The sequence below is a fragment of the Lachnospiraceae bacterium genome (genome assembly GCA_025758065.1).
Taxonomy (GTDB): domain Bacteria; phylum Bacillota; class Clostridia; order Lachnospirales; family Lachnospiraceae; genus Enterocloster.
On the sequence record CP107199.1, the window covers coordinates 122,271 to 144,556 of the forward strand.

At 44.1% G+C, this 22,286-nt stretch carries 21 protein-coding genes; 1 reads left to right on the forward strand and 20 read right to left on the reverse strand.

Going from position 1 to position 22,286, the window contains the following annotated elements:
• Positions 1 to 96: 96 nt before the first annotated feature.
• The 11 genes from OGM16_00580 to OGM16_00630 all read right to left on the reverse strand — a co-directional run bounded on the left by OGM16_00580 (position 97) and on the right by OGM16_00630 (position 10,312).
• Positions 97 to 2,181, reverse strand: a complete 2,085-nt coding sequence (locus tag OGM16_00580) for an aminopeptidase (GenBank protein ID UYJ46813.1) — start codon at positions 2,179 to 2,181, stop codon at positions 97 to 99.
• Between the two features lie 78 nt (positions 2,182 to 2,259).
• Positions 2,260 to 2,583 (reverse strand): hypothetical protein, encoded by a 324-nt coding sequence (locus tag OGM16_00585; GenBank protein ID UYJ46814.1) that lies wholly within the window; start codon positions 2,581 to 2,583, stop codon positions 2,260 to 2,262.
• Entirely contained in the window at positions 2,580 to 3,041 is a 462-nt protein-coding gene (locus OGM16_00590) for a VanZ family protein (GenBank protein UYJ46815.1), read from the reverse strand. The genes OGM16_00585 and OGM16_00590 overlap by 4 nt, the downstream gene beginning before the upstream one ends.
• Positions 3,042 to 3,056: 15 nt before the next feature.
• A complete protein-coding gene (locus OGM16_00595; protein UYJ46816.1) occupies positions 3,057 to 3,206 on the reverse strand; it encodes a hypothetical protein in 150 nt (49 codons plus the stop codon).
• A 20-nt stretch (positions 3,207 to 3,226) separates the two neighbouring features.
• A complete protein-coding gene (gene pyrE / locus OGM16_00600) occupies positions 3,227 to 3,907 on the reverse strand; it encodes an orotate phosphoribosyltransferase (protein UYJ46817.1) in 681 nt (226 codons plus the stop codon).
• A gap of 102 nt (positions 3,908 to 4,009) precedes the next feature.
• Positions 4,010 to 4,912: a dihydroorotate dehydrogenase gene (locus OGM16_00605; protein UYJ46818.1), complete on the reverse strand. Its 903-nt coding sequence runs from the start codon at positions 4,910 to 4,912 to the stop codon at positions 4,010 to 4,012.
• A 41-nt stretch (positions 4,913 to 4,953) separates the two neighbouring features.
• Positions 4,954 to 5,739, reverse strand: a complete 786-nt coding sequence (locus OGM16_00610) for a dihydroorotate dehydrogenase electron transfer subunit (GenBank protein UYJ46819.1) — start codon at positions 5,737 to 5,739, stop codon at positions 4,954 to 4,956.
• Between the two features lie 71 nt (positions 5,740 to 5,810).
• Complete coding sequence (gene pyrF, locus OGM16_00615) at positions 5,811 to 6,728, reverse strand: orotidine-5'-phosphate decarboxylase (GenBank protein UYJ46820.1); 918 nt, start codon at positions 6,726 to 6,728, stop codon at positions 5,811 to 5,813.
• Between the two features lie 257 nt (positions 6,729 to 6,985).
• The gene (gene pepF, locus OGM16_00620) at positions 6,986 to 8,779 is read right to left on the reverse strand and encodes an oligoendopeptidase F (GenBank protein UYJ46821.1); all 1,794 of its coding nucleotides are present in this window, start codon (positions 8,777 to 8,779) and stop codon (positions 6,986 to 6,988) included.
• 464 nt (positions 8,780 to 9,243) lie between these two features.
• On the reverse strand, positions 9,244 to 9,945 hold the full coding sequence (locus OGM16_00625; protein ID UYJ46822.1) for an LrgB family protein: 702 nt from the start codon (positions 9,943 to 9,945) through the stop codon (positions 9,244 to 9,246).
• A 4-nt stretch (positions 9,946 to 9,949) separates the two neighbouring features.
• Positions 9,950 to 10,312: a CidA/LrgA family protein gene (locus tag OGM16_00630; GenBank protein UYJ46823.1), complete on the reverse strand. Its 363-nt coding sequence runs from the start codon at positions 10,310 to 10,312 to the stop codon at positions 9,950 to 9,952.
• A 206-nt stretch (positions 10,313 to 10,518) separates the two neighbouring features.
• Here OGM16_00630 and OGM16_00635 point away from each other — a divergent pair, with 206 nt between their 5' ends.
• Positions 10,519 to 11,352, forward strand: coding sequence for a GNAT family N-acetyltransferase (locus OGM16_00635; GenBank protein UYJ46824.1), 834 nt, complete (start codon positions 10,519 to 10,521; stop codon positions 11,350 to 11,352).
• Between the two features lie 31 nt (positions 11,353 to 11,383).
• Here the strand turns inward: OGM16_00635 and OGM16_00640 are convergent, their stop codons facing one another.
• The 9 genes from OGM16_00640 to nifU all read right to left on the reverse strand — a co-directional run bounded on the left by OGM16_00640 (position 11,384) and on the right by nifU (position 22,273).
• Positions 11,384 to 12,097, reverse strand: a complete 714-nt coding sequence (locus OGM16_00640) for a GTP pyrophosphokinase family protein (GenBank protein ID UYJ46825.1) — start codon at positions 12,095 to 12,097, stop codon at positions 11,384 to 11,386.
• A gap of 18 nt (positions 12,098 to 12,115) precedes the next feature.
• Positions 12,116 to 12,952: an Mrp/NBP35 family ATP-binding protein gene (locus OGM16_00645; GenBank protein UYJ46826.1), complete on the reverse strand. Its 837-nt coding sequence runs from the start codon at positions 12,950 to 12,952 to the stop codon at positions 12,116 to 12,118.
• A 289-nt stretch (positions 12,953 to 13,241) separates the two neighbouring features.
• Positions 13,242 to 14,378 (reverse strand): flagellin lysine-N-methylase, encoded by a 1,137-nt coding sequence (fliB, locus tag OGM16_00650; GenBank protein ID UYJ46827.1) that lies wholly within the window; start codon positions 14,376 to 14,378, stop codon positions 13,242 to 13,244.
• Position 14,379: 1 nt separating this feature from the next.
• Positions 14,380 to 17,154 carry a TetM/TetW/TetO/TetS family tetracycline resistance ribosomal protection protein gene (locus OGM16_00655; GenBank protein ID UYJ46828.1) on the reverse strand — a complete coding sequence of 925 codons (2,775 nt, stop codon included), beginning with the start codon at positions 17,152 to 17,154 and terminating at the stop codon, positions 14,380 to 14,382.
• Between the two features lie 419 nt (positions 17,155 to 17,573).
• Positions 17,574 to 18,413, reverse strand: a complete 840-nt coding sequence (locus tag OGM16_00660; GenBank protein ID UYJ46829.1) for an SseB family protein — start codon at positions 18,411 to 18,413, stop codon at positions 17,574 to 17,576.
• 115 nt (positions 18,414 to 18,528) lie between these two features.
• Entirely contained in the window at positions 18,529 to 19,350 is an 822-nt protein-coding gene (locus OGM16_00665; protein UYJ46830.1) for a hypothetical protein, read from the reverse strand.
• 102 nt (positions 19,351 to 19,452) lie between these two features.
• Complete coding sequence (locus OGM16_00670) at positions 19,453 to 20,766, reverse strand: N-acetylmuramoyl-L-alanine amidase (GenBank protein UYJ46831.1); 1,314 nt, start codon at positions 20,764 to 20,766, stop codon at positions 19,453 to 19,455.
• Positions 20,763 to 21,839, reverse strand: a complete 1,077-nt coding sequence (gene mnmA / locus OGM16_00675; protein UYJ46832.1) for a tRNA 2-thiouridine(34) synthase MnmA — start codon at positions 21,837 to 21,839, stop codon at positions 20,763 to 20,765. The genes OGM16_00670 and mnmA overlap by 4 nt, the downstream gene beginning before the upstream one ends.
• Positions 21,836 to 22,273, reverse strand: coding sequence for a Fe-S cluster assembly scaffold protein NifU (gene nifU, locus OGM16_00680; GenBank protein UYJ46833.1), 438 nt, complete (start codon positions 22,271 to 22,273; stop codon positions 21,836 to 21,838). Before nifU ends, mnmA begins: the two co-directional genes overlap by 4 nt.
• Positions 22,274 to 22,286: the final 13 nt, after the last annotated feature.

Here is a 22,286-nt window from a genome sequence, read left to right on the forward strand (position 1 = left end):
ATACTGAAACATGTGCATTTTAGGCTACTCTTAATCATACCCTAAATCTACTGTTCTTTACAAGAGTAAAATAATGAACTTTTTGTGAAAAAAAAGTTACTGACCAAGAGCTTCATTTAAACCTTGTGTTCCCTCTAATGCAAATCTCCCCTGTCTGATTAATGTGATCCTGCTGCCGTCTTTTCCTACGGCCACAATATCTCCCAGTTCTGAATAAGGAACTGTGATATCTGTATGGCAGCTGAAATATGCCTTTGACATATCCTCTTTTCTTAAAAGGGATATCTCGTTGTCTCTGGCGATCACTTCCTTACCATCCGGATTGTACATAGGAGAGTCTTCTGCAAAGCTGTAGCAGGTATCTCCCACTGCAAAGTGGGGACCGGTTTTTTCTGCAATAAGGATCGGAAGCTTGCTTCCGATCTGATATTTCTGAGCCATTGCATAAGCTGTAGTATTAGTTCCAATGGCAAATTCCCCCAGTGGAAGCCAGCTGTGGCCACGCATGATCACCTGCTTTACCAGATCTTTTCCCTGTTCCTCAGATTCCGGAAAGTTTCCGCAGCCAAACTCTGTCACTTTTCCATCTTTAAATACCATACGCAGATCTTTAAAGAGATAATCTTCCACATAGACCTCTTTTACATGGAGAATTCCTTGCGTTCCTGTAAGCACAGGAGAAGTAAATACTTCTCCTAATGGGATATTCACATCTGATACACAGTTTTCAAAATTGCTCTGCTTTGCAGGATCGGTCAGTGTATGGAGCTGCACTTTCATGGATGTTTCATTTCCATCCCGTCCTGTGATCTCCACATGATCAGCCTTATCTAAAGCATCGATCAGCTTCTGCTGGATCTTCTGGTATTTTTCGTAATCCAGTGTATTTATGGCAATGGTCTCACGGAAAATATCCTCAAAATCCGGTCCGATCTCCGGCTTCGGGAAAGCAATGATCGTAAAGCTGGTCTCATCTCCCGGCATATACTGGTTGATGACCTGGCGTGACTCATTTGCATAAGCTAAAGTCAGCTCCTGCTGATGGTCATTTAACCCAAGGGCAGTTTTCTTATTTACCGGCGTAAAGCCTTCCTCGCCAAAGGTCTCTACTACAGCCGGGCCTGCGCACCAGGAAGCCAGCTCACTGTACTGTTCATACGCAGCCTTTAATATAGAAAGTTTTCTCTCTTTAAAGGCATTGCCCATATAAAGGGCACTGTCATAGCGGTGATCATAATCATACTGTTTGTTAGCAGAAGCACCAAAATAGCCTCTCTTGCCATTTGGTCTGCGGTTTAAGGACTCTACCGCAGCCCGATAGAAAATCGGTTCCAGTCCCATTTTCCGGAAATTCTTAACAGCTTCCCGGATCATCCGTTCAAAGCCCAGCTGGTATTCTATAACCACAGTCTTCTTTTGGGTAATATCCCGTCCCATAACAGAAAAACCTTTACGATAACCTTCTGTATAGGTATCTGCCATTTTATCCACAGTTTCCTGGGGAAGTGTGTTCATAAAAGCCGCCAGCTTTAACTCAGACTGGGAAATATACTCACCAAACTCATATAAATAGGAAAGATCATTTAAATCACTTTCCATGATAATATCTTTTGCAAAAGAAAGCTTCGGATCCAGGCCTTCTCTGATCCGCCACGGAAGCATCAGATCTGAATAATCGCTGACATACCAGTAAAAAGCATCTTTGATCTGCTGTTCTTTAGGGCAGTCTGCTCCTTCTTCCCATGCCTGTACAAACAGGTTATATACCTCCAGAAAGACTTCGTTTAAGATAGCGATATTTTCCAGACGCATTTCAAAAGCATAAACAATGTCTCCCCTGATCTCTGTATAAAGAGCAGACAATATCTGTCCATAGCCTTCTCCCAGCTCTTTTACCGCATAGTCCGGATTTGCAAAGCTTTCTTCATAATGTTCCGGCAAAATATCTTCGTAAAGCCTGTGATTTCGCTCCTGTAATTGGGTGAGAAAAAGCTTCCTTCCTTCCTGTCTTTCTTTTACCAGTTCCCCGATCATAAGGATAAAACGGGAAACACATCTAAAATAATTGCCGTAAGGCTGCCGGATATCCTCTTCTTCCATGGCTGTCACACGCTCCATAGAAAGGTCCAGCCGTTCTCTTACGGCATCGTTTTCTTCCTGTAAAATTGTTCTGTAATCCATAAAAACTATTCCCTCCTTATACATCCACATCTGCCTGCTGTGATACTTATATTTTGCCATTTTAACCCTGGTATCATTTTATCTGAATATACCAGTAAATATAATGATGACCCATATAAGAAGGATGATTCCCTCTAAAGCCATCCCGATCCTGGCTAAAATATAATTACAGTCATCTTCTGTAAAGGAAAGGATGCCGTACCAGAGCCCCATAATGGCTGCTGCCATGCTTGAAAATCCATAGGCTCCTGTATTCAGTCCCCCTTGTCCTGCATTTCTAACTGAAAAATACATACTTAAGGCACCTAAAAGAAGGGAGACGATTCCCAGACCCAGACAGTAGAAACTGTTCTTTGCAAGGGGATTTTTCACATAGGAAACCTTATTTCCAATCTGTCTCAATGTATTTTCCTCCTGTAACGTAACTGCTGTACCAGACAGTAACAGCCAAAGCCGAAAGCTGCTCCCAGTGTATTAAGGAACAGGTCATCTACATCAAAACTTCCCACTTTGAATATGAGCTGCAAAGTCTCTAAGATCAGGCTCCAGGTAAACCCAAAGGTCACTGTATTATACCATTTCTTACTTCTTCTGCTGATGACCGGCAGAAAAAATCCAAAGGGTGCAAAAGCAATGATATTTCCCACGATATTGATCATAAACAATGGGAATCCCAGTACATTATAATATTTAAAATAACGGCTGATCTCTTTAAAAAGAATCAGGTTATAGACATAACCCCTGTCTGTATCAGTCCGTCCGAATGACTCTGAAAAAAACATGAAATACGCCAGAAGGCACAGGTACAGTATAAACAGTACCCATCCCATCTTCTGGCTTTTAGTTGTGTTTCTGATCATCTGTGACCCCGCATCCTAAAATTCAATTTCGGATTTGCGTTTTAAAAGCAGCGCTCCATTGACAATGGAAATAATGCCCACAACAAGACCTGTGACCAGGATCACAACACCTGCTGCAATACAGCCGGCTCCTGTAACCTTCATTGTTTTATATACTCTCTCCATATTGCAACTACCTCCGGCTTTTACTCGTTCTTTGCGCCGTACTGCTCATAATATGCATCAAGAGCTGTCTTGATCTTATCATCGATCACTACCTGACCATTGCATTCTTTGTTATAGAGACACTCAGTTACATCTGCCATGGTAACAATAGCTGCGGTTGGGAAGCCATACAGATCCTTTATCTCATCTAAGGCACTCTTGGTTCCTTTTCCGCGTTCCATACGGTTTAAGGAAACGATCAGGCCTTTGATCTCTACATCGCCCTGGGCTTTGATGATCGGGAAGGTCTCCTCAATAGACTTACCGGAAGTGGTAACATCCTCGATGATCATAACACGGTCGCCGTCTTTGATCTTGCTTCCTAACAGGATTCCTGTATCACCGTGATCCTTTACTTCCTTACGGTTAGAGCAGTAGCGGATATCCTTTCCGTACAGATCACTGATCGCCATAGTAGTAGCCACACTTAAGGGAATTCCCTTGTAAGCCGGTCCAAACAGTACGTCAAAATCCAGCCCAAAATTGTCATGGATCGCCTTTGCGTAATACTCACCTAACTTCTTTAACTGGGTACCTGTTACATAAGCACCTGCATTCATAAAGAACGGTGACTTTCTGCCGCTCTTTAAGGTGAAATCTCCAAATTTTAATACATTGCTCTCTACCATAAATTCAATAAATTCCTGCTTATAACTTTCCATGGTAATAACCTCCTTGATTCTTATATGTTCTCTCAGAATCTTTCTGTGCATGAGAGACTCCGGGAGGACATTAATAATTTTTTCCCTGTGATCCTGTTATCATCACTTTACTGCACCAATCAGCTGGTTAATATCTTCAATTCCATATTTTTCCATATATGCCTTAATTCCATCTACTGTTTTAACTGTAGCATATGGGTCATGGAAGTTTGCAGTACCGATGGCTACTGCTGTTGCACCTGCAAGGATAAACTCCAGAGCATCATCTGCATTGCAGATACCACCCATACCGATAATAGGCACCTTTACTGCCTGGGCAACCTGATATACCATGCGTACGGCTACCGGACGGATCGCCGGACCGGAAAGTCCTCCTGTTTTGTTGGCAACTGCAAAAGTTCTGCGGTTAATATCGATCTTCATACCAGTTAAAGTATTGATCAGGGAAATAGCATCTGCACCGCCTGCTTCTGCTGCCTTTGCCATAACAGTAATATCTGTTACATTTGGGCTTAATTTCATAACAACCGGCTGTTTTGCATGGGCTTTTACAGCCTTCGTGATAGCCTCCACTGCCTTAGGATCCTGGCCAAAGGCAATACCGCCCTCTTTTACGTTTGGACAAGAAATATTGATCTCCAGCATATCTACCGGCTCATCTCCCAGACGTTCTACTACATCAATGTAATCTTCTGTGGTCTTTCCACACACATTGACTACGATCTTTGTATCATATTTCTTTAAAAATGGAATATCTCTCTTTGCGAATACATCAATCCCCGGGTTCTGCAGACCAATGGCATTGATCATGCCGCCGTAGGTCTCAGCGATCCTTGGTGTTGGATTTCCCGGCCATGGCACATTTGCCACACCTTTTGTAACAACAGCACCAAGACGGCTTAAGTCAACAAATTCGCTGTATTCCATACCGGAACCAAAGGTGCCGGACGCTTCCATAACCGGATTTTTAAATTCCACTCCGGCAATCTTTACACTCATATTCATAATTCGGTCCTGCCTCCTGCTTTTATTCATGTTCTTAAACATTACAATTCAATGTCTTCTGCCAGGAATACGGGACCATCCTTACAGATACGCTTGTTATGTACCTGGGAATGTTCGTCCACATCCTTTGTCTGGCAGGTGCAGGCCAGACAGGCACCGATACCGCAGGCCATTTTTTCTTCCAGGGATAAATAACAGGGAATACCTTTTTCCTGGCTGTATGCCTTTAAGGCACGAAGCATAGGTGTTGGTCCGCAGGCATAGATCACATCTGCCTTCAGGTCATTTTCACGGATAGCATCTAATACATTTCCCTTTGTTCCCACACTGCCATCTTCTGTAGCAACAGTTACTAAACCATATGCTTCAAATTCTTCCTTTAAGAACATATGGCTGTCACGGTAGCCGATCACAGACTGTACCATTTCACTGCCGTTTATTTCATTTAACGCTTTTGCAAGCTGGAGCATTGGAGGAATACCAATACCACCGCCAATGAGGAATGCTTTCTTTCCTTCTAATAATGGAAAACCATTTCCCAATGGTCCTAATACATCAATGGTATCACCTGCTGCCAGAGCAGAAAATTCCTTTGTTCCAGCTCCTGCTACACGGTATACCAGGCGCAGCTCGCCCTTTTCTTTATCAATACCACAAAGACTGATAGGTCTTGGAAGCAGTCTGGATCCGTCTTTAGAATAAAGGGATACAAACTGTCCAGGCACAGCCTGGGCTGCAATCTCACCTGCAGCCAGTCTTAAATCATAAATTCCTTCTGCCAGCTGTACCTGTGAGGTAACAGCAGCTGTCATTTTCAATTTTGCCATGTTGTTTTTCCAACCTTTTTTGTTTCTTGCCTGTTGTTCACAGTAGTGTGCTGATCATTGTATCATGCTTACTACAGTACACTGTTGATGTCAGCAACCATATCCATAACTGCCTGTCTGGATGCTTCTGCAAAATGCTCCGGACCAAACTGTTTGTATTTTTCCTGACGATAAGCTGCAATAATTCCTCTGGAAGAGTTTACGATCGCACCTAAACCATCTTCATTAAAGCAGTGCTTTAAGTCTGCTGCAGTACCACCCTGTGCGCCATATCCTGGTACCAGGAAATAGGTATGCGGCATCAGCTTTCTTAAGATCTTGCTCATTTCCGGATAAGTAGCACCTACTACTGCGCCTACGTTACTGTAAGCTCCGTCCATGGACATGTTGCCCCACTCTACTACCTTTTCAGCTACTAATTCGTAAAGAGGACGGCCATCGATCAGTCTGTCCTGGAACTCGCCGCTGGATGGATTGGAAGTCTTTACCAGAACAAAGATCCCCTTATCATTTGCATTACATGCTTCTACGAAAGGTTTTACGCCGTCTGTTCCAAGGTATGGATTTACAGTCAGGATATCGGTATCAAAACCGCTGTAAGATTTAGAACCCACCTGTACTTTGCCCAGATGTCCGGTTGCATATGCAGCGGAAGTAGAGCCGATATCGCCTCTCTTTGCATCACCGATTACTACCAGGCCTTTTTCATGGCAGTAATCTACGGTTTTCTTATAAACTACTAATCCCTCAATGCCAAACTGCTCGTACATAGCGATCTGTGGCTTTACTGCCGGGATCAGATCATAGGTATTATCAATAATCTCTTTATTATACTGCCAGATAGCTTCTGCAGCTCCCTCTAAGGTCTCTCCATAAACATCAAATGCCCTTTTTACAATGTGCTCTGGCACATAGGAAAGCATTGGGTCTAAGCCTACGCAGATTGGAGCCTTTGTCTTCTGGATTTTTTCGATTAACTGACTGATCATATTGTTCCTCCTTGGTTATGGTACACTCTTTGTACATTGATCCACAACATCTCACTGCACGGCTTTGCCGTATAAGAAGCATCGCTGTGGATGATTATCCCCATTTTAACATAGATACCGCATTTCTTCAAGAAAACTTGGCGCTGCAGGCAGATTTCATGTTCTTAATTATTGCGCCAGTACATCGTTTCGTAAATAACTGTACGAATCGCGTAGGATGCGGATTTGAGTGTGCAGGTCTAAAAACTATAGTTATTTCAAAAACGATATACTAGTTCCTCAAACTCATTTAACAGCTCTTCAAAGAATTTAAGTGCTTCCTCCACCGGGCCTGTATGGGACATATCCACACCTGCCAGCTTTAACAGCTCAATAGGAGTATCACAACAGCCACCGCTTAAAAATTTCCTGTATCCTTCTAAAATACCAGGTTCTCCATTAAATATCTTCCTGCTGATAGCGATCGCCGCAGAAAAGCCGGTAGCGTACTGATATACATAAAATGGTGTATAAAAATGGGGGATCCGTTCCCATTCATACTGGATCTCAGGATCGGTCACTGTATCAGGTCCAAAATAATCTTCATTTAACTTCTTATAAATACTGCAAAGACTCTGGGAAGTCAGGCTTTCCCCTGTTGCTGCCATCTCATGGGCTTTCTGCTCAAACTCCGCAAACATGGTCTGACGGAACAAGGTTCCCCTGAAGCTTTCCAGAAAATAATTTAATAAATAAGCCTTTTCCTGTTTATCTTTGCTGTTCTTTAACAAATGACGGATCAGCAGGGCCTCATTACAGGTGGAAGCCACTTCTGCCACAAAGATCTTATAGCCGCTATAGGTATAAGACTGATTCTTATTGGAATACCATGTATGGATAGAATGGCCCATTTCATGAGCCAGCGTAAATACATCATTTAAGGTTCCGTGGAAATTTAACAATACATATGGGTGGCAGCCATAAACACCCCAGGAATAAGCACCACTGCGCTTTCCTTCATTTTCGTACACATCGATCCAGCGGTTTTCAAAACCTTCCTGAAGAAGGCCCAGATATTCTTCTCCCATAGGCGCAAGACCTGTTCTTACAATATTTTTGGCTTCTTCAAAGGTATAATGGCGGTCTGCTTCTGCCACCACAGGCACATACAGATCATACATGTGAAGCTCATCCAGACCCATTATTTTTTTACGAAGAGAGGCATATCTGTGGAGTAATGGGAGATTTTTTCTCACAGATGCCACCAGATTATCATATACTGTCTCAGGAACTTCATTTCCAGAAAGACTTGCCTGACGGCTGGAATCATAATTTCTGGCTTTCGCATAGAATACTGCCTGTTTCACATTGGTAGCGAAAGCAGCTGATAATGTATTTGAAAACTGTTTGTATACACTATACAGATTTTCGAAAGCTTCTTTCCGGATCTCTCTGTTCTGATCTTCCAACAGGGCAATGTAATTTCCATGAGTAAGTGGAATTTCTTTTCCCTCTGCGTCATGAACTGCCGGAAAACGGACATCTGCATTGTTAAACATGGTAAATACCTGGCTGCCCCCCTGAGTTGCCTCATAGGACTGGGCCAGCAGCTGTTCCATTTCTTTTGACAGAGTGTGGCTCTTGCGTTCTAACAGCTGATCTAACAGACGACCAAAATGTTTAAGACCAGAGTGTGTGCTTCTGAATTTTTCTAATGTTTCTTCTGGAATGGCTAAAATCTCCGGAACCATATAGGATGAATTTTCAGATGCACGGATATTTAAAAGCTGGGCTCTGGAAAACATGTCCTGATACAGGTCATTTGCCGTATCTTCATCAGAACGCATTCTTGCATATACATACAGGCGTTCTGCTTTTAAACTGAACTCATCATCGAATTTCAGACACTGGTATAAATTTTCTGCTTTTTCTGCCAGCTTACCCTTAAATTCCCCGTATGTTTCAAGCTGGTCAGACGCTTCCTTTAACTGTTTTTCCCAGGTCTCATTATTCGGGACCATATCTTCCAGCCTCCAGGTGGTAGAAATTTCTGCTTCTCCTCTTTTCTTCATGAATGTACCCCTCTTTCTATGATTAATGCCCTCTCAGAATCTTTATGTGCATGATTTTGTGAGAAGATTTTTCCGAAAATACATTGATTACTGCGAAAATGCTGCCAAGTGACTATTAATCCTGCATGCTTGCACCAAGAGCCCATAGACCTTTAGCTGCTGACATCCCTTTATGGCATATGGTAATGTCACAGTTAAATAATGTGTTTGTTTAGATACAGATGTGCCCCGGCAGTGCCGGGGCTGATATAATACTTTATATAAACTTATATTTTAGACCTTTGGCCCCTGGTGATACCGGATTGCTGCGTGCTTTGCACTCCCGCAATCCTAAAAATATTCGTAATCCGCTCATTTTTCTTCAAAAAATGGCTCCTTACTCATGTTTTTGGCGGGTCCCAAGTTCAAAAATCCTCCTGCAAGCAAGCCCTCGTCGGATTTTAGACCTTTGGCCCCTGGTATCATCATATAAATTTAGATGCGATCGGTACTGCAACTACAGTGAGAAGGCCGGCCACTGCAATGGAAAGGCTGCTCATAGCGCCTTCTACTTCTCCTAATTCCAGCGCTTTGGCTGTGCCTACTGCATGGGCACTGGTACCAAATGCCAGGCCTTTTGCTACCGGATGATGGATCTTTGCAAGCTTAAGCACAGTCTCACCAACCATATTTCCCAGCACACCGGTAATAATAATGCTGATAACAGTCAGTGTTACAATGCCGCCTGCTTCTTCACTGACGCCCATTCCAATAGCAGTTGTAATGGACTTTGGAAGCAGTGTTACATAATGGGCATGGGACAATCCCAGAACACGGCACATGAGGAAAATACTCACTGCACTGGTGGCAACTCCGGAAATAATGCTTACTGCAACAGCTGCGCCATGCTTCTTTAACAAATGAAGCTGCTTATACAGCGGGATCGCCAGACATACAGTTGCCGGTGTGAGAAGCCAGCTTAAATAAGATGCTCCCTTATTATATGTATCATAATCAATTCCTACTCCCAGTAAAAATGCAATGATCACGATAACAGATACCAGGATGGGATTTAAAAAGGCAAGCTTTGTTTTCTGCTTCAGCCAGCAGGCAAACAGATAGGCTCCTATACTTAAAGTAAGTCCCCAATACTGGGAATTTCCCAGAATTTCTCTTAATGCGCTCATTTGATCATTTCTCCTTTTTCTTCTCTGCTGATTCCATCATAAACTGTGCTACTTTTCCGGTAACGATCATTACTACCACTGTGGAAACTGCGATAATGATCAAAAATGGGATAAGAACTGCTTTCAGCTCATCTGCGCACTCCAGGATCCCTACTGTTGCCGGTACAAACATCATAGACATGGTATCCATCAGGAAATTGCCGGTTCCTTCTACGCTTTCCAGCTTTACCACGCCAGTCATAAGAGCTGCCAGCATAAGAAAAAGACCATACACGCCTGCCGGAACAGGTAATGGAAGGATCTTGTTTAAAAATTCTCCTGCCAGAGTGATTCCCAGGATAATACCGATTTGTCTTACGTATTTCATCTTTGCTTTTCCTCCTGATATTTTAATGTCCTCTTCTATATCCGAAGATTTTTTCTGGACTATTCTACCACTGCAATTTTTCATATTCAAGAGACTATGGCGGAAATACACAAAAAATACAATCCTGGCTTTCAACAATGGTTGCATACCGGAAACCATTGGATTACAATAAAAGCATTATGAAAACTATGTTGGGAGCTTATTTCATGGAAATTTTCTTTAAAAACAATCTAAATTCATCAGACCAATTGCAGATAGGACAGCTTCTTTCTGCACCCACAGCAGACTCTGCCGCTAATACCGAAGCATGTTTTGTGCCAACGCCTGCGCTTGCTGATATCCTGGATGCTGACAGCTGGTGGTTTGCTATGCAGGAAAAGGATCTTCTCCTGGGATGCATGGCTGTTTATCAGACTGGGGATGACAGCTTTGAATGTGTACCTTTTGTACATCCGGATTTTCGCAGAAAAGGCATCTTTTCCGCGATCCTGGCTGCTGCCTGTAAAGAAGACAGGATCCCTGGAGAAGGTTCTGTGTATTTTTCCTGCAGTGCTGAAAATGAATCATGGAAAAATATTCTGGGGCATATTGGAGCAGAACATGCCTGGGATGAATATATGTTAGAACGCAAGCTAATAATAAGCGAAAAAACAGAGACTGGTATTTACTGCCGGATTGTAGAAACAGCTCCAGAAAATAAAACAGAAGCCAATGATACCATAACTTCAGGCAACATAGTCTGGCACGCCATCGGCTGCCGTTTAAACCAGAATATTCCCCCCAGTTTCACATCACCTGAAGTCACCTGTTTTCTTGCTCCTCAGGGAGAGTCTGTCTATTTATACAGTCTCCAAGTTCTCCCGGAGCTTAGAAACAGACATCTTGGTACTGCCTTTTTATCTGCTTTGCTTCCCCGGTTAGCCAAAAAAGGCTTCAAGTCCATTAAACTTCAGGTGTCCTCTGAAAATCTCCCTGCCATGGCCCTGTATAAAAAAACAGGGTTTTACATTACGCAAACCCTGTCTTTCTATGAATATTAGTACATCGTTTCGTAAATAACTGTACTATTACTTAGTCTCTTGATACTGTTACGCCCTGTGCTTCGATCCTCTTCCGGATCTCCAACATCTTATTATCGGTCTGGGCGATCACATCGGCACACTGCTTTAATTCGCTGCTGATCTCACCATTCAGGTCTACAAAGGACTTTTTATACTTTAACTGATGATCCAGACTTGCCCAGAAATCCATGGCGATCGTACGGATCTGTACCTCTACCCGTATGGGCTTTTTGCTGTCCGAGAAAAATACCGGGATCTCAATGATCATATGGTAGCTGCGGTAGCCGTTTGGCTTAGGATTTTTAATATAATCCTTGATAGCTATGACTGTTACATCATCCTGACGTACCAGCATTTCCGCTACCTCATAAATATCATCTACAAAGGAACAGATAATACGGATACCGGCCACATCATCCAGATTTTTTGTCATAGAAGCCACAGAAACTTCCAATCCCCGGCGCTGAAGCTTTTCCAGGATGCTCATAGGCTTCTTTACACGGGATTTGATCATTTCAATAGGATTTCTCTGGTTTTTAATGGACAATTCATCATTTAGCACTTCTAATTTTGTCTTTACTTCACGGATAGCACAGGCATACATCATCATCGCCATCCGAAACTGTCTTGCTTCATTGACCCATACATCCGGGACCTGGACCACATCCGGCACATTGACAATGGACTGATTCAGTTCGCTATTAGGATTAAGATTGATATTCATCGTATCACCGCTTTCCGCTTACAGATTCTCCACTGCCTTTACAGCCTCTTCAAACCATGGCATCTCAATATATTCTATCTGTCCGCCATCTACCATCTGAGCGATTTTTGGATCGATCGGGATCTGTGCTAACAGCTTTAAGCCATATTCTTCTGCAACCTGTTCTGTATGGCTCTCACCAAATACATTAATGTGTTTTCCACAGTCAGGACATTCCAGATAACTCATATTTTCTACAATACCAAGGATCGGCACATCCATCTTCTTTGCCATGTTCACTGCCTTGGCTACGATCATTCCTACCAGCTCCTGAGGAGAGGTAACGATAATAATACCGTCCACAGGAAGTGACTGGAATACAGTCAGAGGAACATCGCCAGTGCCAGGAGGCATATCTACAAACATGTAATCTACATCTTTCCATAATGTTTCTGTCCAGAACTGCTTTACAGCGCCTGCTATCACAGGACCTCTCCAGATAACCGGATCAGTATCATGGTCTAACAGAAGGTTTGCTGACATGATATCAACACCTTCTAAAGATCTTGCAGGGAGCATCAATTTTCCATCTTCGGAAACACCTGCTTTTTCATGGGCTACGCCAAATGCCATAGGAATAGACGGACCTGTAATATCTGCATCCAGAATTGCTGTATGTTTTCCTCTCCGGCTCATGCTTACTGCCAGCATGGAAGTAACAAGTGATTTACCTACACCGCCTTTTCCGCTGACAACACCAATTACTTTTTTTACTGAACTTTCCGGTGCCAGTGCTTCCAGAAAGCTTTTTTTATCCTGAGTACGGCTGCTGCAGTTTTCACCGCAGGTACTACAGTTATGGGAACATTCACTCATTTGTATCTTCTCCTTTTAATTTCTATCTCTCGTCCACTCATGAACACGCGCTGGCGCGCTCTACTGTCTGCTGGCGCAGACGGTTCATTCGTTAATCGCTTGTGAAAAACAAATGTCTGCTTCGCAGCCGCTTGTTTTTCCCTGCGCTCTCCTTCACTCATGAACACGCGCTGACGCGCTCCACTGTCTGCTGGCGCAGACGGTTCATTCGTTAATCGCTTGTGAAAAACAAATGTCTGCTTCGCAGCCGCTTGTTTTTCCCTGCGCTCATTACATTATATACCATTTCTTACAATGCCGCAAGCAGTGGTCGCAGGCGAAACTCCCCCTTGCGGGTCAATATATCTTCCAGCAGTCCTTTGTTTTCATCGGAATGCTCGATCTCTCTGGAATAGCGGTGAGCCACATCAGCTGCCTCTTTTAAAGTAAGTGTACCATTCTTTTTCCAATGAGCCATCATCATATCCTGGATCATGATCGTGGAGGCCACAGCTGCTTTCATTTTTCCATAGGGATTTCCATTGTAAACGCTGCCACAGAAGTAAGTGTATACAAAGTACACCATTAATTGTTCTGTCCAGAGACTTATTTTTCCTGCTTCCGAACTTTGTAAAAAGGCTTTTCTCATCTCTTCGTAAGCCTCTTGGCCGCCATCTAAAAGACAGACTTTTAATTTATCCCTGTACTCCGGCCACTGGTGGTTTAATGGTTCCATTTTCTCTAAAAGGGCTATGATCTCTTTTACTGCTTCATAGCGGCTGTATCCCTTAATGCCAGCCAGTTTTTCTTTGAAATAATCATCTCTCCTGGAGCTGTTATATTTTTCAAATAATGCATCTGTCTGGTAAAGAACATTGTCCCGCACTCTTCTTTGCAGATCATGGGCTAATGCCAGCACCTCTGCCATACGCAGCTTTACATCCAGGCTTCTGTCCTGTAATATCTGAAAAACCAGATCCCTGGCATCCATAAGTTTGGTATATAAAAAGAAATCGAAATCATCATAGGTTTCATCTTTTTCATCTTCTTTTGTAAAAAACTGCACCTTTTCCTCGCAGCCAAGGATGATCTTTGCTGCCTCCATACAGGAAAGACAAAGAGAATACTCCCTGCTGCCTTCAAATTCCTCTACATGGCGTGGATACATGCGACAGGTACGGCATAAGCTGTCCGGCCCCATTTCTGTATACAGGTCACACAAATTTTCATCGTTCAAAAAGGCACAACGGTGATGATACTGTAAAAACGACCCTTCTTTCCAGTTAATAGAATTTTTCAACCGGTTTCCAACCGGGCCTTTTGCCTTTTTATATTTTTCCAGTGCCTTATCATCGATCATAATCTCCCAGCCTGCGCAGCAGGTATCCTCACATTCTGAGGCAATACACTGAAATTTTCTATAATAATGTGGATATGTGTAAAGCATTTTATTCTCTCCTGCCAAGGCGGATATCTTCTAAATATGCCGCCAGTTCTTCATCTGCACCATGGAACAAATAGTTTTTCCCATTTTTTTTCAGTTTTGCTTTTTCTTCCCGTATCTGCTCATTCGCCCAGGCAACTTCCTCTTTTAAGTCCCTTGCTGACATCAGATGACAGCCCTGACCATAGATGATCAGCTGCTCCAGCCCGTCAGAAGTGGCTACTGTCACATGATACTGGCGGCCTATCTTATGAGCCAGTTTTTCAATGTACTGGTCAGCAGTTTCTGCCTCTTTCGTATATACTACATGGATGTTGTGATAGTTTATGGCTTCCCCTGTATTTCCTGTCACTTTATAAGCATCAAATACCAGGATCAGCGTACATTTCTTATATCCCTGATAATTACACAGGATATCCATCAGCTTCTGTCTTGCCCCGTCAATCGTCACTTTTGAAAGCTCCCTCAGCTCTTCCCAGGCAAAAATAATATTATAGCCGTCTACTAGAAGATACTCTTCCTCCTCCGGTTTCTTTGTTTCCTTTCCCTTTAAAGACTTATCTGCAGAATAATTTCTTGTCCTTGGTGCAGTACAGCTGCTCTGGGTATCCGGCCTGCTGCGCCATTTTCTAGGACCAAAACGGCGGTTAAAAATTTCTTCTAACTCTTTATCATCGCTCCAGGATGTGCCGGGATCAGAGCTGCTCTGGCGTTTTCCACCAGCTATTTTACCAACTGACGCTTCAGCTCCGTCAGCCTCATTCGCACCATTTACTCTCCGACCCAGCTTTTCTAATGGGCTTTCCACATGCATATATTCCTTCACCTGATACCATGGCACCAGATATCCTGCTCCATGGGAACAGAAAACAGAATCTGCTGTATTTTCCAGATCTGCCTCCGGATCATAGCCTGCTGCCTCTATCACTTCTTCTGCATTGTGACAGGGCTCATAATCTTTAAACCAGAGATTTAAATGTCCCCGGCCCTTTGTATAGGCAATGACCTCCCGCTGGTAATCACGCAGACTGGCAACCGGTGCTTTTCCCGTTAATATAACACCATCCTCTGTAGTCACCGGTGGCTCAAAAGTTCCAAACATCCGGTCCATATCTGCCATGGCCCGTCCCAGATTTTCAGCAGGAAGTTCCAGTGTAAACCCATAAAATGGCTCCAACAGCTGGCTTTCTGCCTGCATCAGCCCCTGACGCAGCGCCCGGTAAGTAGCCTGGCGGAAATCACCGCCCTCTGTATGCTTCATATGGGCACGTCCTGTAAGCAGAGTCACCTTCATATCCGTGATCTCCGCCCCAGTAAGCACACCTCTGTGGAGCTTCTCTTCCAAATGGGTCAGGATCAGCCTCTGCCAGTTCCTATCCAGCACATCCTCGCTGCATACAGTATCAAACTGCAGTCCGCTCCCCGGCTCTCCCGGTTCTAATAACAGATGCACCTCTGCATAATGGCGCAATGGCTCAAAATGTCCCACACCCTCTACTGTATTTAAAATAGTTTCTTTGTATACAATATTTCCAGTATCAAAGCCTGCTAACAGGCCATATCTTTCTTCCAGCATATGCTTTAAGATTTCGATCTGCACATCTCCCATAAGCTGTACCTGGATCTCCCCAAGCTCTTCATTCCAAAGTACATGAAGTTCCGGTTCTTCCTCTTCTAACTGCTTAAACTGCTGTAAACATTTATGCACATCGCTGTCAAAAGGCAGAAGGATACGGTAGGTAAGCACAGGTTCCAGCATTGGCAGTTCTGAAGCAGGCTCACTGCCGATCCCCTGTCCCGGATGTGTATGGAGCGGCCCGGTCACTGCGCAGATACAACCTGCTGATGCCTCTTTTACGCTTTCAAATTTAGCTCCTGAATAAATACGGATCTGGTTTACTTTCTCCTCTTCTCCCCAGCAATCCTTTACATGAAGCACGCCGGATGTGACCTTTAAATGAGTCAGGCGGTTTCCCTGGTTGTCTCTGGATATTTTAAAGACTTTTCCGCCAAAAGGCTCCTCTTCCTTTCCCGTTTCCACTCCCTTTCCATAAAGTGTAATACCTTCTGTCAGCTTTTTTACACCCTTTAATTTCAGTGCAGAGCCAAAATAACAGGGAAATACTTTCCGGTTTTCTACCAGCTGGCTGATCTCTTCTGTATTTATGATCCCATTTTCAAAATAGGCTTCCATAACCGCTTCATCACAGACTGCCAGTTCCTGATAAAATTCATCGGGCTGTGTTTTTTGTGGATCCCATTCCCCTTTTTCCCCGGACCAGCCTCCAAAATCTACACAATTTCCGTCTAAATTAGTCTTCAGATCCTTCATAAGGGCTGCCGGGTCACAGCCTGACTGATCCATTTTGTTGATAAACAGAAATACCGGCACATGATGGCGTTTTAACAGTCTCCATACGGTTCTTGTATGCCCCTGAACGCCGTCTGCCCCGCTTACCACCAGAATGGCTGCATCCAGCACCTGGATCGTCCGCTCCATTTCCGCAGAAAAATCCACATGCCCCGGTGTATCTAAAAGAGTTATATTTTTATCTCCCAGGTCAAATACCGCCTGTTTGGAAAAAATAGTGATGCCGCGCTCCCGCTCTAATTCATAAGTATCTAAAAAGACGTCCCGGTCATCTACCCGGCCCATTTTCCGGATCGCGCCGGTAAGATATAAAAGCGCCTCAGAAAGAGTGGTCTTTCCCGCATCTACATGAGCCAACAGCCCCACACTGATCTTATTCTTATTTGTTTCCGGCTTTTGTCCGCCCATGAAAACGCCTCCTGTATATTCATGATATCAGCACATTATACCACAGGAAGCGTTTATAGTCGATATGTCAAATCAGTTACTGTCAATCCATTGTTACGGTTCAGCCATGGCATCTCTTTGTAACCATTCATTACAGGAGGTTTTTGAACTTGTGACCCGCCAAAACCATGAGTAAGAAGCCATTTTTTGAAGAAAAATGAGCAGATTACAAATGTTTTTAGAATTGCAAAAGTGCAAAGCACGTAGCAATTCGGTATCAGATGGGGCAAAATACCTTTTAATCACAACATCATATTTATATCTATAACATAAAAAAATCCACCATACACTCACAGCATACGGTGGATTCTTCCAGTACATCGTTTCGCAAATAACTGTACCAGTTCTCTATTAACTTAGTTAGTTTTCTATTAACTTAGTTAGTTTTCTGTCTCTTCAGCCTTTTTCCCTTCTGCTGCTTCTTCCGGAACCGGAATAGTTCTCTGGATCTGTGCAGCTGGTGCCTTTGGTCTGGAAACAGTCAGCGGCAGATTTACACCCATTACATTTAAGATAATGCCCTGAGCTTCATTTGCCAGCACACTTGGTACCTTGGCAGCTTCTACTACAACCGGACGCATCTTATTTTCACGGTTGAATTTCTGGAATTCCAAAATATCCGTAAATGCAGGCTGATACAGCTGTCCGTCTTTTAATTTTACTAACGGGATTCCCTTTTCTTCTTTCTGCAAAGCGAAAATAAATGTTCCCTTCTTAAAGTCGGCAGTCAGCTCTTCATTTAATTCTGCCATTCTTTCCTTATCAGCAGCAGCTGCAGGACGGCGCATTTCCTGTGCCAGATATGCTGCAGTCAGATGTAACGCCGGGTTTTCTACCCATACAGTTCCCTGAGGCATATCTTCCGGAGATTTACGCTTTACAATATCACTTACCTGCATGGAAGCCTTCTCGCCCTTATCTGTTACAACCAGGGCATTTACTCCCAACGCATACAGACCGGTAAAGAATACCAGCATATCCTTTCCATTGATCTTTGCAACAGTTACAGGTACTTTTTCCTCTGCCAGTCTTGCTGCTTCTTTCTTTGCCTCTTCTTCATCCAGGAATAAGAATACCTCATCATCAAAGGTCTCCTCATCACAGACTACATATGGCTCTCTTGTACACAGAGAGATCAGGGCAAAAATATCTGCATCATGTCCAAGGCGCATCAGAAGCTCCCTTTTGATGCCCGTAATCGTATTCGGTGTCTCACTCATTCCAGTTAATCTCCTTTATTGCTTTATGTTCTCCCGGCAGACTCCCAGGAGGACATCTGCTTCATTGGATATGATTGTACCACATTCCCTGAAAGGACGCAATCACCAGACTTTTTTATCTTGCAAAAGCCTCTGCCATATCCTTATATTCGCTTAAATTTGGAAAATTGATCTCAACAGGACTGCCTGGATCTGCGATTCCCACATCTCCGTCCATGTCAATGTTTGCGGTCTTTCCGTCCACATTCATTCCCATGTTCATCTTCATACGTATCTTAATACAGTCACCATTGGGATCTACTACATATTCACATGGAATGTCTGAAAATTTCATGTTCACGCCGCTTCCAGAAAGCAGAGAGCTTCCCATTCCCAGACCATTTAATACCTGACCCATGTAATCGGTCATCTTATCGCCCTGGATCACAAAGCCGACTACCTGGTTATCCCCTTCTGTCCATAAACGGAAATCCGTCAGCAGTTCTTCCTGCTCCTGTCCTGAAGCTAATAAGAATGTCTGGCTGCTGATCTGTTCTGCCATTTTGGACAGATCCATAGGATATTTGATCTTCATTCCGCCTGCGTCCATATAGCTGGTCCCATCTTTGTAATACATAACGCTGATCACTGGTTCCTGTCCCGGCATGGTAATACGGCTGTAACTGCTGTACTGCAGATTTCCCATATCTGTTAAATGGTTCATGCGCACATTCATTTCCATACGCATGTTACCAGCATCTTCTATGCCTTCTAAGGCGCTGCCGGAAAGGTGGATCTGGTAATCATAATAAGCATTCATATCCGTAATGGATTTCTGCTTTTCTGTTACCTGCTCATAAAGAGCTTTTGCATCTTCCACATTGCCTGCATAAGCAGTGGCCGGGCTCAAAAGAGCCGCTGTAAGGACAATTGCTGCAAAACGTTTTACCTTTCTCATGACGTAACTCCTTTCCGCTATATATCGTCGGCTTTGCATCCCTCATGCAAAGCAGCTGCACCATTTACCCGCATAATGCGGGAAAGTTACATACCTATCTGCCTACTGTCCAAAATAGGCTTTCACACCTGCTACCAGTCCGTCTCCTAACTGATTTAAGGTACTCTGGGAATGGTCAGACGCCTTATCTCCCAGCTCAATGTCAATAGACGGCACAGTGGAATAGGAAGTCTGGGTCAGATCCATTGCCATGGATCCGCCGGAAAAGATCTTCACACCAGCCCCCTTTAAACCGGATACCAGGCTTGCTCCCAGGGCATTATGCTGCTGCCAGTGGGATTTTACAGGTTCCATGTTCTTATAGGAAGCCACATCTGGAACACTCATATAAAAAGCGCCTTTGTTGCTGGTGGTGGAGTCCCAGTGAAGGGCAATATGGCAGTCTGCTGCATTATTGGCGATGACACTTCTTGCAATATTGTCCAGCTGTACATCATCCCCATCGCGGATCATCAGCACATCATAACCTGCTGCCAAAAGCTTATCTTTAAATACTTTCGCCATAGCCAGTGTAACCTTGCTCTCCGGTGTACCGTCAGAAAACGTCATTCCTGTAGATACTGCTACTGCTGATGTAGCCCCCGCTCCTGTGGTACCGCCGGTCACTTTGGGTGTTCCGTCCGGATGGCACTGGGTCTTTACGGAATTTCCGCCCTTTGTGCCATGGCCTGCATTTACTGCGATCACCTTATTCTTCTTTTCAGAAGCTGTGGTACGGTAAAGAACTGCTGCTCCGGACTTGATCTTTGCATAGTCCGCATATTTCCAGGAAGAGTTTAATGTTACCTGGCCATCTGCAGATACGTTAGCTGCTGCAGCTGTTGTTTCTGGTTCCTTCGGCACTTCGGTCGTCACAAAATCCGAAGAAATATAAACTGTCATTCCCTCATATTCCACTCTGTCCCACTTCTGGCTGGTACCAGTGCGCTTAAGTTTCGTTGCATTTCCAACATTTGCTATAATGTTATCATCCACGGAAGTATCACAGGAAGAGCGTACACGGACACTGCCCCCCTCCGACTTTACATAAACCGTATCAGAAACCTCTTTAAACTCCGGTGCCGGCGCTGCAGTGCGGGCTGTTTCGCTTTGGATGATCTGGGCAGTTGGCCCACTGGCATTTTCACCGGAAGCTTCTCCGTTTTCTCCAACCGCACTGTTATCTGGTGCGTTCTCTGATCCAGAAACACCTTCTGCGCCGTTTCCAGAACCATTTACCGTCTCTGCCTGTACATTTTCCGCACCCTTTCTCAGTTCTTCACTGGACTGATACCCGGAACATCCCCCTGTTAAAAGGGCTGCTCCCAGAATAAGGGCAGCTGCTTTTATACTTACTTTTTCTCTCTGCTTTCTCATAAAATAGTTCCCCCGCCTGCTACATGATCACCCTGGTAAAATACTACAGCCTGTCCCGGTGTTGCAGCACGTACCGGCTCATCAAAACGGCATTCCACCATATCTTCTCCAATACGGCGAATCTTACATGGTGCACCTTTGTGGCTGTAGCGGATCTTGGCATTTACAGAAACTTCTTCTTCACCAACTCCATCCAGTGCCATCCAGTTTAACTTATTACAGCGGACTACATCTGTAAATACGTCCTGTCCATTTCCTAAGACTACTTCATTGGTCTCCGGGCGGATCGCTACAACAAAAACAGGATATCCCATAGCCAGGTTCAGGCCTTTCCTCTGTCCTACAGTATAGTGGGAAATCCCCTTATGGCGGCCCAGCACATTTCCATCCAGATCTACGAAATTGCCTGGTTTCATGGTCTTTCCTGTATATTCTTCAATAAAGGATGCATAATCATGATCCGGGATAAAACAGATTTCCTGGCTGTCCGGCTTGGAAGCTACAGGAAGTCCCAGTTTCTCCGCCATATCGCGGATCTCATCCTTATGATAATTTCCTACAGGCATCAAAGTATGGGAAAGCTGGTCCTGGGTCAGGTTGTAAAGGGCATAGGTCTGGTCCTTTTCCGCTGTCACTGACTTTTTTATAGCATATCTGCCATTTGGCAGCTTTTCAATCCTTGCATAATGACCGGTGGCAATATATTCTGCGCCAATAGAAAGACTGCGGCGCAGCAGGGACTCCCATTTTACATAACGGTTGCAGGCAATACATGGATTGGGGGTACGTCCTGCCATATATTCTGCCGCAAAATAATCCATAACCTGTTTACGGAACTCATCTTTAAAATTCATAACATAATAAGGGATACCAATGTCCATGGCAACACGGCGGGCATCATCTACGGCACTTAAGCCGCAGCAGCCCCCCTCAGCCTCCTGAACCTCGGTATCCTCATCCTGCCATATCTGCATGGTCACGCCGATCACATCGTAACCCTGTTCTTTTAACAGCCAGGCTGCCACGGAGGAGTCAACTCCTCCTGACATGCCTACTACTACTTTTCTGCTCAATAGTCTTCCTCTTCTTCCTCTTCTCCAATATTCTCCTTAGGCTGCTCCAGTCCTTCGATCTTAATACCGTTTTTCTGGGCATAGTCCCATAAAGCTGCGTGGATAGCCTCCTCAGCTAACAGAGAACAATGTACCTTTACTGGCGGAAGTCCGTCTAATGCTTCCATAACTGCCTTGTTGGTAACTTCCATTGCTTCCTGAACTGTCTTTCCTTTTACTAATTCAGTAGCCATACTGCTGGTTGCAACAGCAGCGCCGCAACCGAAAGTCTTAAACTTTACGTCACGGATGATCTGGTTCTCATCAATATCTAAGTAGATACGCATGATGTCACCACATTTTGGATTTCCTACTGTTCCTACGCCGCTGGCGTCTTCTATTTCTCCCACATTTCTGGGATGCTGAAAATGGTCCATTACTTTTTCTGAATACATGAAAAAATTCCTC

Excerpts from the sequence above, each read along its gene's own strand:
- OGM16_00665 (UYJ46830.1), bottom strand. The coding sequence starts at position 19,350 with ATGAGAAAGGTAAAACGTTTTGCAGCAATTGTCCTTACAGCGGCTCTT.
- pyrE (UYJ46817.1), bottom strand. The coding sequence starts at position 3,907 with ATGGAAAGTTATAAGCAGGAATTTATTGAATTTATGGTAGAGAGCAAT.
- OGM16_00640 (UYJ46825.1), bottom strand. The coding sequence starts at position 12,097 with ATGAATATCAATCTTAATCCTAATAGCGAACTGAATCAGTCCATTGTC.
- OGM16_00630 (UYJ46823.1), bottom strand. The coding sequence starts at position 10,312 with ATGAAATACGTAAGACAAATCGGTATTATCCTGGGAATCACTCTGGCA.
- OGM16_00635 (UYJ46824.1), top strand. The coding sequence starts at position 10,519 with ATGGAAATTTTCTTTAAAAACAATCTAAATTCATCAGACCAATTGCAG.
- OGM16_00595 (UYJ46816.1), bottom strand. The coding sequence starts at position 3,206 with ATGGAGAGAGTATATAAAACAATGAAGGTTACAGGAGCCGGCTGTATT.
- pyrF (UYJ46820.1), bottom strand. The coding sequence starts at position 6,728 with ATGATCAGTCAGTTAATCGAAAAAATCCAGAAGACAAAGGCTCCAATC.
- OGM16_00610 (UYJ46819.1), bottom strand. The coding sequence starts at position 5,739 with ATGGCAAAATTGAAAATGACAGCTGCTGTTACCTCACAGGTACAGCTG.
- pepF (UYJ46821.1), bottom strand. The coding sequence starts at position 8,779 with ATGAAGAAAAGAGGAGAAGCAGAAATTTCTACCACCTGGAGGCTGGAA.
- OGM16_00670 (UYJ46831.1), bottom strand. The coding sequence starts at position 20,766 with ATGAGAAAGCAGAGAGAAAAAGTAAGTATAAAAGCAGCTGCCCTTATT.
- OGM16_00660 (UYJ46829.1), bottom strand. The coding sequence starts at position 18,413 with ATGAGTGAGACACCGAATACGATTACGGGCATCAAAAGGGAGCTTCTG.
- OGM16_00590 (UYJ46815.1), bottom strand. The coding sequence starts at position 3,041 with ATGATCAGAAACACAACTAAAAGCCAGAAGATGGGATGGGTACTGTTT.
- OGM16_00655 (UYJ46828.1), bottom strand. The coding sequence starts at position 17,154 with ATGGGCGGACAAAAGCCGGAAACAAATAAGAATAAGATCAGTGTGGGG.
- nifU (UYJ46833.1), bottom strand. The coding sequence starts at position 22,273 with ATGTATTCAGAAAAAGTAATGGACCATTTTCAGCATCCCAGAAATGTG.
- OGM16_00605 (UYJ46818.1), bottom strand. The coding sequence starts at position 4,912 with ATGAATATGAGTGTAAAGATTGCCGGAGTGGAATTTAAAAATCCGGTT.
- fliB (UYJ46827.1), bottom strand. The coding sequence starts at position 14,378 with ATGCTTTACACATATCCACATTATTATAGAAAATTTCAGTGTATTGCC.
- OGM16_00625 (UYJ46822.1), bottom strand. The coding sequence starts at position 9,945 with ATGAGCGCATTAAGAGAAATTCTGGGAAATTCCCAGTATTGGGGACTT.
- OGM16_00580 (UYJ46813.1), bottom strand. The coding sequence starts at position 2,181 with ATGGATTACAGAACAATTTTACAGGAAGAAAACGATGCCGTAAGAGAA.
- OGM16_00645 (UYJ46826.1), bottom strand. The coding sequence starts at position 12,952 with ATGAGTGAATGTTCCCATAACTGTAGTACCTGCGGTGAAAACTGCAGC.